The sequence below is a fragment of the Curtobacterium sp. MCPF17_003 genome, from assembly GCF_003224385.1.
In the GTDB taxonomy this organism is placed as follows: Bacteria; Actinomycetota; Actinomycetes; order Actinomycetales; family Microbacteriaceae; genus Curtobacterium; species Curtobacterium flaccumfaciens.
In genome coordinates, this window is record NZ_QKLC01000033.1 from 1 (window position 1) to 13,306 (window position 13,306).

At 72.6% G+C, this 13,306-nt stretch carries 7 protein-coding genes and 1 tRNA gene; all 8 read left to right on the forward strand.

Annotation, left to right across the window (positions count from 1 at the left end; genetic code table 11):
* The first annotated feature begins 183 nt into the window (after nucleotides 1-183).
* On the forward strand, nucleotides 184-1,671 hold the full coding sequence (gltX, locus tag DEJ30_RS17660) for a glutamate--tRNA ligase (RefSeq protein WP_110862943.1): 1,488 nt from the start codon (nucleotides 184-186) through the stop codon (nucleotides 1,669-1,671).
* Nucleotides 1,672-1,707: 36 nt separating this feature from the next.
* Nucleotides 1,708-2,733 (forward strand): NAD(P)/FAD-dependent oxidoreductase, encoded by a 1,026-nt coding sequence (locus tag DEJ30_RS17665; RefSeq protein WP_258370041.1) that lies wholly within the window; start codon nucleotides 1,708-1,710, stop codon nucleotides 2,731-2,733.
* A 45-nt stretch (nucleotides 2,734-2,778) separates the two neighbouring features.
* Nucleotides 2,779-2,850 (forward strand) — tRNA-Gln (locus DEJ30_RS17670).
* Nucleotides 2,851-3,229: 379 nt separating this feature from the next.
* Nucleotides 3,230-5,995: an AMP-binding protein gene (locus DEJ30_RS17675; protein WP_181420205.1), complete on the forward strand. Its 2,766-nt coding sequence runs from the start codon at nucleotides 3,230-3,232 to the stop codon at nucleotides 5,993-5,995.
* 368 nt (nucleotides 5,996-6,363) lie between these two features.
* Entirely contained in the window at nucleotides 6,364-7,293 is a 930-nt protein-coding gene (locus DEJ30_RS17680; RefSeq protein ID WP_110862946.1) for a glycosyltransferase family 2 protein, read from the forward strand.
* Nucleotides 7,290-8,255, forward strand: a complete 966-nt coding sequence (locus DEJ30_RS17685) for a glycosyltransferase family 2 protein (RefSeq protein ID WP_110862947.1) — start codon at nucleotides 7,290-7,292, stop codon at nucleotides 8,253-8,255. The genes DEJ30_RS17680 and DEJ30_RS17685 overlap by 4 nt, the downstream gene beginning before the upstream one ends.
* A complete protein-coding gene (locus tag DEJ30_RS17690; RefSeq protein ID WP_110862948.1) occupies nucleotides 8,252-11,815 on the forward strand; it encodes a glycosyltransferase in 3,564 nt (1,187 codons plus the stop codon). The genes DEJ30_RS17685 and DEJ30_RS17690 overlap by 4 nt, the downstream gene beginning before the upstream one ends.
* 58 nt (nucleotides 11,816-11,873) lie before the next feature.
* A partial coding sequence (locus DEJ30_RS17695; protein WP_181420206.1) for a PIG-L family deacetylase occupies nucleotides 11,874-13,306 on the forward strand: 1,433 nt, incomplete at its 3' end.

Here is a 13,306-nt window from a genome sequence, read left to right on the forward strand (position 1 = left end):
GAAGCTAAGCCTCTCAGCGCCGATGGTACTGCAAGGGGGACCTTGTGGGAGAGTAGGACGCCGCCGGACTTAACGTAGAAACACCAGGGAACCCCTGACCAGTACTGGTCAGGGGTTTTCTGCATTTGCGGCCCGTCCGCAGGGCAGGGGGAGGGACAGGCGCCGCGGTAGGGTTGACGGGTCATGACTGCGCCATTCACCACCGCCTCCGGCTCCGACATCCGCGTCCGCTTCTGCCCGAGCCCGACGGGGACCCCGCACGTCGGGCTCATCCGTACCGCGCTCTTCAACTGGGCGTACGCCCGGCACACCGGCGGCAAGCTCGTGTTCCGCATCGAGGACACCGACGCCGCCCGCGACAGCGAGGAGTCGTACGCGCAGATCCTCGACGCACTCCGGTGGCTCCGGCTCGACTGGGACGAAGGGGTGGACGCCGGCGGCGAGCACGGACCGTACCGGCAGTCCGAGCGCACGGCGATCTACGACGACGTGATCGCGAAGCTCAAGGAATCGGGCCACGTCTACGAGTCCTTCGTCACGCCGGACGAGATGGAGGCCCGCAACAAGGCCGCCGGTCGTGACCCGAAGCAGGGGTACGACAACCACGAGCGTGACCTGACCGACGCCGAACGCCAGGCCTTCCGCGACGAGGGCCGCGAGCCGGCACTCCGCCTGCGAGTGCCCGACCGTGACCTGAGCTTCGACGACCTCGTGCGCGGCGAGATCACCTTCAAGCAGGGCACGTTCCCCGACTTCGTGGTGGTCCGTCCGAACGGCAAGCCGCTGTACACGTTCACGAACCCGGTGGACGACGCCCTGATGGGCATCACCCACGTGCTCCGGGGCGAGGACCTGCTGTCGTCGACCCCGCGGCAGATCGCCCTGTACGAGGCGCTGTACGAGATCGGCCTCGCGCCCTCCATCCCCGTGTTCGGGCACCTGCCGTACGTGATGGGTGAGGGCAACAAGAAGCTCTCGAAGCGTGACCCCGAGTCGAACCTGTTCCACCACCGTGCCGCCGGCATGATCCCGGAGGGGCTCGTCAACTACCTGGCGCTGCTCGGCTGGTCGATCGGCCCCGACCGCGACGTGTTCTCGATCGACGAGATGGTCGCGGCGTTCGACGTCACCGACGTGAACCCGAACCCGGCCCGCTTCGACCACAAGAAGGCCGAGGCGATCAACGGGGACCACATCCGTCTGCTGGCGCCGGAGGACTTCCGGTCGCGCCTGCTGCCGTACCTGTCGGAGTTCATCAGCGACCCGGCGACCCCGGAGCAGCTCGCGGTCCTGACCAAGGCGGCTCCGCTCGTGCAGGAGCGCATGCAGCTGCTCGGCGAGGCACCGGCGATGCTCGGGTTCCTGTTCACCTCCGACGCCGACCTGGTGGTCGAGGACGACGCACTGGCATCGCTCAAGGGCGACACGGCGACGGTCCTGACGGCGAGCACCGCGGCACTCGAGGGCGTCCAGGACTGGACCACCGAGGCCGTCGAGGGCGCGCTCCGTGCGGCCCTCATCGACGAGCTCGGCCTGAAGCCCCGCGTCGCCTTCGGCCCGCTGCGCGTGGCGGTGTCCGGACGCCGGATCAGCCCGCCGCTGTTCGAGTCGATGGAGATCCTGGGCAAGGAGTCCACCCTGACCCGGCTCCGCGCCCTCGCGGCGCGCTGACCGACCGTGACCAGCACGGCGCACACCGTCCCGGTCGTGCACGACGTCGCGATCATCGGCGCTGGTCCGGCCGGGCTGAGCGCTGCGCTCAACCTGGTCCGGGCGAAGCGCACCGTGCTGCTCGTCGACGCGAACCGCCCCCGGAACGCTGCGACCCTGCGGTCGCACGGGTTCCTGACGCGGGACGGCATCTCGCCGCTCGAGCTCCGCAAGCTCGGGCGGACCGAGGTCGAGGGGTACCCGGAAGCGACGGTCGTGCAGTCCGTCGTCGACCTGGTGGCCCCGGACCCCGACACGGACACCTGGCGGGTGCACGGTTCGTGGCGCGGCACCGAGCTCGAGGCCCGCGCCCGGACGGTCGTCGTGGCGACGGGGTTGCGTGAGGAGTTCCCGGCGCTGCCGATGCTCCGCGCGTTCTACGGCACGGCGGTGCACAGCTGCGTCGAGTGCGATGCGTACGACAAGGCCGGGCAGCCGCTCGCGTTCATCTGCGAGACCGACGACGTGGTCGACCGCGCCCTGCTCATCGCCTCCTGGACCGACGACCTGATCGTCTACACGAACGGGGTGGCGCCGCTCGACGACGCGGGCCGCGCTCGGCTGGCGTCGGCGGGGGTCGTCGTGGACGAGCGGGTCGTCGAGGACCTCGAGGGCGATCGCTCCGGGATGACCGGCGTCCGGCTCGCCGACGGCCACGTCGAGCCACGTACCGGTGGGTTCGTCCGACCGGTGTGGCACGCCGACCTCGACTGGCTGCGCACGAGCGCCACCACGAGCGCCACCACGAACACGAACACGAGCACGAGCGCAACGAGCGGGAACACGGCGGCGGGCGGCGACACGCCCGAGGCACTCGGGGGGCTCCAGCGCGACACGCAGGGACTCCTCGTGGTCGACCGGGTGGGCCGGACGTCCGTCCCGGGGCTCTACGCCGTGGGAGACGTCACGCCTCCCGGGCCGGAACAGCTCATCGTCGCCGCCGGGCACGGAGCCGCGACCGCCGCCGCCGTGCACCGAGACCTGGTGGGTGGTCTTGCGGACCTCCGGGATGCTGTACAGTAGTTGATCGTGCCCCGGGTGACCGGGCCAGAAGGCCGACAGGCCTTTTGGGGTATGGTGTAATTGGCAACACAGCGGTTTCTGGTACCGTCGTTCTTGGTTCGAGTCCAGGTACCCCAGCACTCGATGAACAGCCCCCGGGATCTCCCGGGGGCTGTTCTCGTTCCCGGGCCGTTCGCGTTCCCGGCCGTGGTGGGTCCGAGCGTCCTCATCGGCCATGCACGGCTCATCCACGGTCACGCCACGGCTGATCCGGAGGTTGCGCGGAACCGCACGATCCCCGAGCCGGTGCAGCCGCCGTGCGGAAGGCGCCCACGGCGGTGGTCCGGTCGTTCCGGAGTCGTACCGTCCGTGGCGGACGCAGGCCGCGCCTCCAGGCCGGTTGCGGTTCCCCGCACCGGGCCGTCGCCTGCTCGCGGGCGGGGGGAGCGCGGACCTACGGTCAGAAGACCGTCGCGGGAGTCGTGGCGGTCCGCTGCTGAGCACCCGAGGTGTCATCGTGACCTCCGTCGACCCGCTGACGACCGTCGATCCCTGGAACCACCCCGCAGCCGTGCCCGCGGCGGCCGACCACTCCGTGCTGGACCGCTGGGACCGCGTGGTGGCACTCCGGGGCGACGCCGCCGCGCTCGCGGGGGACGGCCGTCCGTACACCTACGCCGAAGCGGACCGGGCCTCGCGCGCGCTGGCCGCAGCCCTGGCCGTGACGCTCCGACCCGACGACCACAGCGGCGCCGGCGTCGGCGACACCCCGGGCGGGGCGTCGAAGCCTGTCGGGCTGATGGCGGGGCAGTCGACCGAGGCCGTGATCGGTGTCCTCGCGCTGGTGCGTGCCGGACGGACCGTGGTGGTGCTCGACGACCACCTGCCCGCAGCACGCCTGGCACACGTGGCCCGGCTCGCCGGCGTCGACGAGATCGTCGCCGACACCGAACGTGCGGCGCTGGCCGCCGACGTGGTCGCGGAGCGGGACGGCCGGGTGCACGCACTCGGCGAACTGCTGGACGCGGGCGAACCGGGCGCGGCCCCGTCGACGGACTCCGTCGGCGTGCGCCCCGGCGGGCGGGACCCCTTCGCCATCGTCTTCACCTCCGGCTCGACCGGCATGCCGAAGGGCGTCGTCCTGACGCACCGGCAGCAGATCGCCGACGCCGAGCAGGACGCGGTCGCCCTCGGCCTGGGCCCCGGCGACCGGCTCGGGGTCGTCCTGCCGCTGTCGTTCGCGGCCGGGCTCCTGTTCTCGTTCGACACGTTGCTCTGCGGCGGCACCATCGTGCTGCTCGAGCCGCGTGAACTGGGTGTCGAGCGGCTGCTGGGGCGGTTCCGGGACGACGACGTGAACGTGCTCGTCTGCACCCCGCACCTGCTGCGCTCGATCATCGGGTCGCAGAACGCCCCCGGGTCGCACGGGACCGCCGCAGGGACCGCACCCGTGCTCGGCGGACTGCGTTTCCTGATGACCACGGGCGAGTCCGTCACCGGCGCCGACCTCGCCGCGGCTCGACCCCACCTGGACCCGGACACGCTGCTCCTGAACGCCTTCGGCTCGAGCGAGACCGCGTGCGTCGCGTACTGCCCGGTGACCCCGGGCGAGCCGGTGCCCGAGGGCGTCGTGCCGGCCGGGTGGCCGTTGCCCGGCAAGACGGTGCTCGTGCTCCGTGAGGACGGCAGCCCCGCCGACCCGGGGGAGACCGGCGAACTCGTCGTGGTCTCCGACGCCCTGACCGCGGGCTACTGGGGCGCGCCGGAGAAGACCGCCGAACGGGCCGGACGCACCGGCGAGGCCGAGGCCGGCGCCGGCATCCCAGTCGGGACCCCGAGCTGGCGGCAGGGCGACCTGGCACGCGTCGACCCCGACGGCCGGCTCGTGCTGCTCGGCCGATCCGACGACGCCGTGAAGGTCCGCGGCTACCTGGTCGAGCCGAGTGAGGTCGAGGCGGCGCTCCGCGCGGTCCCCGAGGTGCACGACGCGGTCGTGACTGCTCAGGTCGACCCCGGTTCCGTCACCCGGCTGGTCGCCTACGTGGTCGGTCGCCCCGGACACCGCACCCCGGCACCGGGTGCGCTCCGACGTGCGCTCCGCGACCGGCTGCCCGAGTACATGGTGCCGGCGTCGATCGTGCCGATGACCGAACTGCCGCGGAACGAGCGGGGCAAGGTCGACCGGGCCGAACTGCCCGGGGCGCCGAGCGTCGAGACCGAGATGGTCGAGGGCGAGTACGACCAGTGGGAGCTCGTCGTGGGGCAGATCTGGGCCGAGGTGCTCGGGCTCCGGGGCGTGCACCTGGACGAGGACTTCTCCGCGCTCGGCGGCGACTCGCTGTCCGCCGAGGAGATGCTCGCCGTCGTGCAGGACCGGCTCGGCGTCGACCTGCGCTCCTCGGACGTGCTCGAGCACCCGACGCTCCGCGCCTTCGCCCGACGGGTGCGGAGCGGGACGAGCGCGCTGCCGAGCCACCCCGACGTCGTGAAGGTGTCCGAGGCGCGCGAGGGCGGCCGTCCGCCGGTGTTCTGCTTCGCCGGTGGCGGTGCCCTGGCGCTGACGTTCCTGCCGCTCTCGCGGCACCTGCCCGCGCACGACCTGTACGCGTTCCAGCAGCACGCGCTCGAGCGCCGTGGGATGCCGGACTGGAACATCGAGCGGAGCGCCCGCCGCTACCTCGCCCTGATGCGCATCGTGCAGCCCCGAGGCCCCTACCTGCTCGTCGGGCACTCGCTCGGCGGACTCGTCGCGCTCGAGATCGCCCGGCTCCTCACCGAGAGCGGCGAGCAGGTGGAGCACGTCGTCCTGCTCGACACCTACCTGCCCCGCACGAAGTCCGAACAGGCCCGCCTGCACTTCGGCCGGATGGAGCCGCGCGACCATCCGAACACCGCCGTCCGGGCCGTGCAGCGGGGGCTCGACCGCGCGGTCAGGCGGGTCCTGCCCGCGGGTGTGCCGTACGGCGCGTTGTTCGCCAAGCGGCTCCGTGCGTACACCGCCGGCGTGCTGCGGCACGGTGGGCAGAAGGACTTCGACGCCTTCTTCGACCAGGCCGAGATCGTCACCAGGCGCCACCACCCGACGCCGTTCCACGGGCGCGCCACCTACGTCCTCGCCGACGCCAACCCCGACGCCGCCGGGTGGTCCGCCCTGCTGCGCGGGCCCACCGAGATGGTGCGGATCGCGAGCGAGCACACGTCGCTGCTGCGGGAACCGCACGTCGCCGAGCTGGCGGTCGCGCTGCGGGCCGCCTTCGAGACGGCGGACGTGCCGCAGGCCTGAGACCGGCCCACGACCGGACGGGAGGCGCGGTGCCGGCTGGCACCGCGCCTCCCGTCCGCTCGTCATGCGTCCACCACCCTCCGGCCGCCGCGCCGGACCGCCAACCTGCACGACCGTTGCGGGTTTCCGTATCCGCACCCGGGTGTCCGCAAGGGACCGCACCGCGCATTGACCCTCCCGCTGGCCACGGCGATGGTTGGAACCGCGGGGGAGAGTACCCACTCACCCGCGGCAAGCAGGCGGCGTCGTACCCGCGTCCCGCTGCTCGACCGACGACGGTCACCGTCGTCGATGCGTCATCCGAGGACGCGCCGCTCGTCACGACGAGCCACCACCCGACAGCAACCCTGACCCGACAGGACCGCGCCATGCCCGTACGTACCGTTCGCCCTGCAGACCCGAGGGTCTCCGTCGTCATCCCGGCGCGGAACGAGGCCCGCAACCTCGAGATCATCCTCCCGAAGCTCCCGCCCGTGTACGAGGTGATCCTGGTCGACGGCAACTCCGTCGACGACACCATCGCCGCCGCCCAGCGCGTGATGCCCGACATCCGCGTCGTGCACCAGACCCGCAAGGGCAAGGGCAACGCCCTGGCCTGCGGCTTCGAGGCGGTCACCGGCGACATCGTCGTCATGTTCGACGCCGACTGCTCCGCGGACCCCGACGAGATCCCGCGGTTCGTCCAGGCGCTCGTCGACGGCGCCGACGTCGCGAAGGGCACCCGGTACTCGCTCGGCGGTGGCAGCGACGACATCACGATCGTCCGGAACATGGGCAACCGCGGCCTGAACATGCTCTGCAACATCATCCTCGGCACCCGCTACAGCGACCTCTGCTACGGCTACAACGCCTTCTGGGCGGACGTCCTGCCGGAGATCGGTCTGCTGTCGTCCGAGCTGCCGAAGCCGGCCGACGGTTCGATGCTGTGGGGCGACGGGTTCGAGATCGAGACCGTCCTGACCTGCCGCTGGTCGGCCGCCGAGCTCGCGATCACCGAGGTGCCGAGCCACGAGAAGCTCCGGGTGCACGGTTCCAGCAACCTCAACGCCGTGACCGACGGCATCCGCGTGCTGAAGTCGATCATGCACGAGCGTCGTCGCGCCGCCATCGGCCGTGCCGAGGTCCGTCGCGCGGCGATGAGCGTCGTGCCGCCGGCCGAGCAGCTCGCCGCGCCGGCTGCTGCCCCCGTCGTCGCCGCGCCGGTTGCCGCGTCCGTCGCGACCCCCGTCGCTGCGTCCGCCGTCGCCGGGGCTGCCGTCGTGGCGTCCGTCGTCGCCCTCGAGGAGGACGTCGCGTGACGACCGTCGCGGTCGTCATCTGCGCCTACACCCAGCAGCGCTGGGGCGACCTGCAGGACAGCGTCGAGTCGGCGAAGCGCCAGCCCGAGCGCCCCGAGGTCGTCGTCGTCATCGACCACGAGCCCGAGCTCCTGGCCCGCGCCGCCGCACGCTGGCCGGAACTCCGGGTCGTCCCGAACACCGAGGACCGCGGACTCTCCGGAGCCCGCAACACCGGTGTCGCCCTGACCGACGCCGACGTCGTCGCGTTCCTGGACGACGACGCCACGGCGGACCCCGACTGGCTCGGACACATGCTCACCGCGCTCGAGGACCCCGACGTCGTCGGGGTCGGTGGTCGTGCCACGCCGTCGTGGCCGACCGCGACCGGCCCCGGCCCGTACGCCGACGAACTGCTCTGGATCGTCGGGTGCTCGTACCGCGGGCTGCCCGAGACCCCGGGCGACGTCCGCAACGTCATCGGGTCGAGCATGGCGTTCCGCCGCGACGCGATCCTGCTCGCCGGCGGCTTCCGCTCCGGCATCGGCCGCGTCGGCAACCAGCCGCTCGGCTGCGAGGAGACCGAACTCTGCATCCGCATCGCCCAGGCCCGCCCCGGTGCGCGGATCCGGCACGAACCGCGCTCGAACGTCTCGCACCGGGTCTCCCCGGACCGTGTGACGATGCGCTACCTGCGCCGCCGCAGCTACTACGAGGGCATCTCGAAGGCCGTGCTGAGCCGTCGGGTCGGCACCGGCGACTCGCTCGCCAGCGAGTCGACCTACCTGACCCGGGTGATCCCGGGCGCCGTGCTGCGCGAACTGCGCCACGTCGGTCGTGGCGGAGGCCTGCGGGCGTACGCCATCGCGCTCTCCGTCGTCTCGACGGTCGCGGGCTACGCCGTCGGCCGGGTCCTCGGTACCGTCGTCGTGCGGACCCCGCCCGCACCCGCACCGCTCCCGCAGCCGGTGGGCACACCGTGACCCGCGCGACCCTGGCGATGGTCCTCTCGCCGGTCGTGACCGGGCCGCTCGTCCCCACCTGGGACGGCGCGCTCTGGGTCGGCGAGGTCGACCGTGCCGACGTGCACGCGTCGAGCCACCGGGACGTCATCGCCCTGCAGGGATCGACCGGGTACGGGCGTGCCCGACTGCTCGTCCGCGACCACGGCGAGCCGCTCGGCTTCGTCGAAGCCGAGATCACCGAACGCCGCCGCATCGGCGGCACCATCGACGTCCGTGCGCTGCAGCGCGCGATCCGGCCCATGCCGGCACCCGAGCGTCGGCCGGCAGCAGGTCTGGTGCTGCCGTCCGTCACCGTGGTGCTCTGCACGGACGGTGCCGCCGGTACGACCATGCGGTCGGTGCTCGCGAACGGGCACCCCGACTTCGACGTCGTCGTCGTCTCGCACGGCGCCGACGACGGCGGTGTGGCGACCGTCGACATCGGCGGACGCCGCGTCACCACCATCCCCGCGCCCGACGGCGGCCTCGCCGCCGCGCGGAACGCGGGCCTGCTCGTCGCGACCGGCGACGTCGTCGCGTTCGTGGACGAGGGCGCCGTCGTGGACGGCGGCTGGATCGCCGCGATCGCCCGTGCCTTCGCGAACGACCCGGACGTGGCCTGCGTCACCGGGCTCGTGCCGAGTGCCGAGCTCCGGACACCGGCGCAGCGCTGGCACGACGACCGAACCCCCGGCGGGCGGACCGTCCGCCGCCGGGTGTTCCGGCTCGACGACCCGGTGGACGACCTCCCCCTGCACCCCTTCGCGGCCTCGGCCTACGGCACCGGCGCGAACCTCGCCGTGCACCGCGCGACCGCGCTCCGGATCGGCGGGTTCGACACCGCCTTCGGGCCCGGCACCCGCGTCGGCGGCGGCGACGACCTCGACCTCTTCACACGACTGCTGTTCGCCGGATCCGCGATCGCCGTCGAACCGGCCGCGATCGCGTGGCAGCGATCGGCGGACGACGTCGCGTCGCTCCGCGCCGCCGCTGCCGCGCACGGCCACGGACTCGGAGCCTGGATGACCAAGAACGCACTCGACCGCGACACGCTGACCGCCTCGGTGGACGCGGCGCCGGAGGCCATCAGCGCCTTCGCTCGCCTCGGCCTCGAGCAGGTCGACGACGCTGACGCCGCTGCTCCGGCGAACGGCCACGGGACGGACGCCGCGCGCGGCGCGGACGCCGTCGACGCGGTCGACGCGGAGTTCGCGGCGACGAAGCGTCGATTGCGTCGCGTCGAGCGGCGCTCCGTGCTCACCGCTCCGCTCCTGGCGCTCCGTGAACGCATGGGCGGCGCGGGAACGATCGACCGCACGGCGCACGGTCGTCACGAGCTGCAGCGCGGCCTCGACACCGCGGGTCCGGCACGACCGACCTCGGGTGGCGCGATGGGGCCGGCGGCCCGACTCGGTGCCGCCGCGATCGTCGTGCTGACGCTCGTGCTGGCCGCCGTCGGCAGCGTCGTCGAGCTGCCCACTCTGCGGGCGAGCGCCGTCGCGGTCTTCCTGTTCGCCCTGCTCGGGGTGGCCCCGATGCTGCTCGTCCGTCCGATGTCCCTCGCAAGGTTCACCGTCCTCGCCGTCACCGGATCGCTCGTCGGCACGATCGGCATCGGGTACACCATGGCGACCTTCCACGTCTGGGCGCCGACGGTCCCCTTCGTCGGGGTCGTCGTGCTGACCGCGGCGGCGCTCGCCGTCTCGGTACCGCGTGACCTGGTGGAGCTCCGTCGCACCGGCCTCGTGCAGCGCGAGACCGCCCGGCGCCGGTGGAGCACGACCGCCACCGTGACGGCGCTCTCGCTCGGCGGGCTCGTCGTCGTGGTCGTCGCCGCGCTCACCCACATGGGCGACCCGGTGCCGGCCGGCCTGTTCGGCTCGCTCGGCCCCGGCCTGGTCGTCGGCCTCGCGCTCGTCGTCGCCGCCGCGGTCATCGCCCTGGTGCGCGGTCGCGGGCTCGCCGTGCCCGTCGTCGTGCTCGGCGGTGTCGTGCAGCTCGCCCAGGCGATCACGTACGGCGTGCCCACCGTGACCGCCGCCGCGCGGCACATCGGTGTCGTCGAGTACATCCGCCAGTTCGGTGGGACCAACCCGTCGGCCGACATCTTCCAGACCTGGTCCGGCCTGTTCGCCGGCGCTGCCTGGGTCGCCGACGTCGGGGGCATCGTCAACACGATCCTCATCGCCGCCTGGGTGCCGGTCCTGCTCGCGTTCAGCACGACCATCGCGGTCGGGGTCCTGGCGGCGCACTGGCTGCCCGGCGCCCGTCGGCCGTGGATCGCAGCGCTGCTGACCGCGATGACCGGTTCGCTCAACACCACGTACTTCTCGCCGCAGTCGACCGGCATCCTGATGTCGATCGTGATCCTCGTGCTCGCCACCGGACCGCTGCGCGACGCCGCCGTCACCACCGCCGACGGCTCCGTCGCCGCCAAGCCGCGGGCACGGCGGGTGGGGCTCTCGCGGATCATCGCGATCACCCTCATCGGCATCGTGCTCGCCGTGACGCACCAGATCTCCCCGTACCTGACGGTCGCCGCACTCGTCACGCTCATCGTGTTCCGGATGCTCCGCCCCTGGTGGTTGCCCGTCGTCGTGCTCGTGCCGGCGGTGGTCTTCGCCGCGCTGAACGGCGACATCCTCGGACGGTTCCTGTCGCTCGCGGCGGTCGGACGCGTGCTCGACAACGTGCAGCCGCCCGCGCACGACATGACCGTCCTGCCGAAGCCGCTCGTCACGCGCCTGGCGTTCGACATCCCGGCAGCCGCGCTCGTGGTGCTCGGGCTCATCGCCCTGGTGACCGTGCTGATGCGACGCGACCGGACGCACTGGGCGCTCCTCGCCACCGCCGCGAGCCCGATCTCGCTGCTCGTCGCCACGAACTACGGCCAGGAGGGCGTCTTCCGCGTCGTGCTCTTCGCGACGCCGTGGATCGCGATCCTGGCGGCGGCGCTCCCGATGCCCGCCGGTCGGTTCGCCCCGGTCGGGACGGTCCTGCAGCGGGGGATGCGCCCGTCCGCCGTGCGGTTCGCGGTCGCCGGAGCAGCGGTGGCGGCGCTCGTCGCGATCGGTGCGTTCGGGCAGACCTCGCTCGACTGGAACCGCGTGATGACCCGGAGCCAGTCCGCGGCGACGCAGTACTACGACCGCACGGCCCCCGCGGGCTCCGTGATGCTGCTCACCGGTTCGGCCAACGCCGTCCCGAGCAACACCGGCGCACGGTACTTCGACGTGGGCTACCTGTCCCGCGAAGCTCTCGGCCCGTACCCGGACCCGACCGGCGGCTACGACGCCGAGGCCGACCTGTCGAACGTGACGCGGGAACTGGTCGTGAACTGGTCGGCCACCGGCTACTACGCCCTGGTCGCGGAGCCCTTCGGCGCCTACGACGAGCGGTACGGCTACCAGAGCGACGCCGACTACCAGGAGCTCGCCGCCGCCATGGCGTCCTCGCCCTACTGGGAGCGGGTCTGGTCATCGGGAACCACCGCGATGTACGAACTGACGACGGAGGGCCTGCGCCATGCGACCGACTGAACCGACCTCCGACAGACCGCGACGGACGCGACGGGCCACCGTCGCGTCCGTCGCGGGTGTGGTCGCCACGGTGCTCGCCGTGCTGGTCGCGCCGAACCTCGCGGTCCAGCCCGCCGTGGCTGCGGCCGCGGACTGCAGCGCGGGGCGGGTGCTCAACGTCGTCGCCCACCCCGACGACGATCTGCTCTTCCAGGGCACGGACCTGCGGAAGGACATCGACGCGGGGCGCTGCGTGCGCTCCGTGATCGTCACCGCCGGTGACGCCGGCAAGCCCGACTGGTACTGGCAGGAACGCCAGGTCGGGCTGATGGCCGCCTACGCGAGCATGGCCGGCGTCGACCCGGCGTCGACGACCGGCTCCACGACGGTCGCCGGACGGACCCTGCTCACGGAGACCCTGACCGCCGACCCGCGGATCAGCCTGGTCTTCATGGACCTGCCGGACGGCAACGTCGAGGGCAACGGCTTCTGGGCGAACGGGTACGAGAGCCTCCAGCGCCTGTACACGGGCGACATGGACACCCTGCAGACCGTCGCCGACGCCCCGCACAGCGCCACGTACACGCTCGCGCAGCTCCGGGCGACGCTGCAGGGGATCGTGCAGGACTTCGCACCGACGGACATCCACACCCTCGACCACGAGGGCGAGTACGGCGACGGGGACCACAGCGACCACCACACGGTCGCGTACCTGACCGACCAGGTGCAGCGGCAGTACACCGGCGCGCACGACTTCACCGGGTACATGGGATACCCGATCGCCGACCGTCCGGCGAACCTGACGACGGCCCAGACGCAGGCGAAGGCCGACGCGTTCTTCACCTACGCCGCCCACGACGGTGAGACGTGCGCGTCGTGGCAGGCCTGCTCGGCGCGGCCGGAGACCTCGTGGCTCAGCCGGCAGTACACCGCCGGCTCGCCGGTGCCGACGAACCCCACCGACCCCACGGACCCGACCCCCACCCACACGGACGTGACGGGTTCGGCGTCGGTGACGGCGAGTGCGGAGAACCCGGCTGATGGTCAGACGGCCGTGAAGGCGGTCGACGGTGTGGTGAGCGGGTACCCGGATGCGCCGACGGCGGAGTGGGTCGCGCCGTCCGGTCGTGCGGGGACGTGGATCCAGCTCGGTTGGGCGAAGGCGACGGCGTTGGACGCGGTGGACCTCGCTGATCGGCCGAACGCGGTGGACCAGGTGCTGGGCGGGACGTTGACGTTCTCGGATGGCTCGAGTGTGCAGGTGCCGGCGTTGAGCAACGGTGGTGCGGTGCAGCGGGTCACGTTCGCGGCGCGCAGTGTCACGTGGGTGCGGTTCACGGTGACGTCGGTCAGTGGCGGGACGCAGAACGTGGGCCTCGCCGAGATCCGCGCGTTGGCCCCGGCCGACACGACGCCGACGCCGACCCCGACGCGGACGGACGTGACGGGTTCGGCGTCGGTGACGGCGAGTGCGGAGAACCCGGCTGATGGTCAGACGGCCGTGAAGGCGGT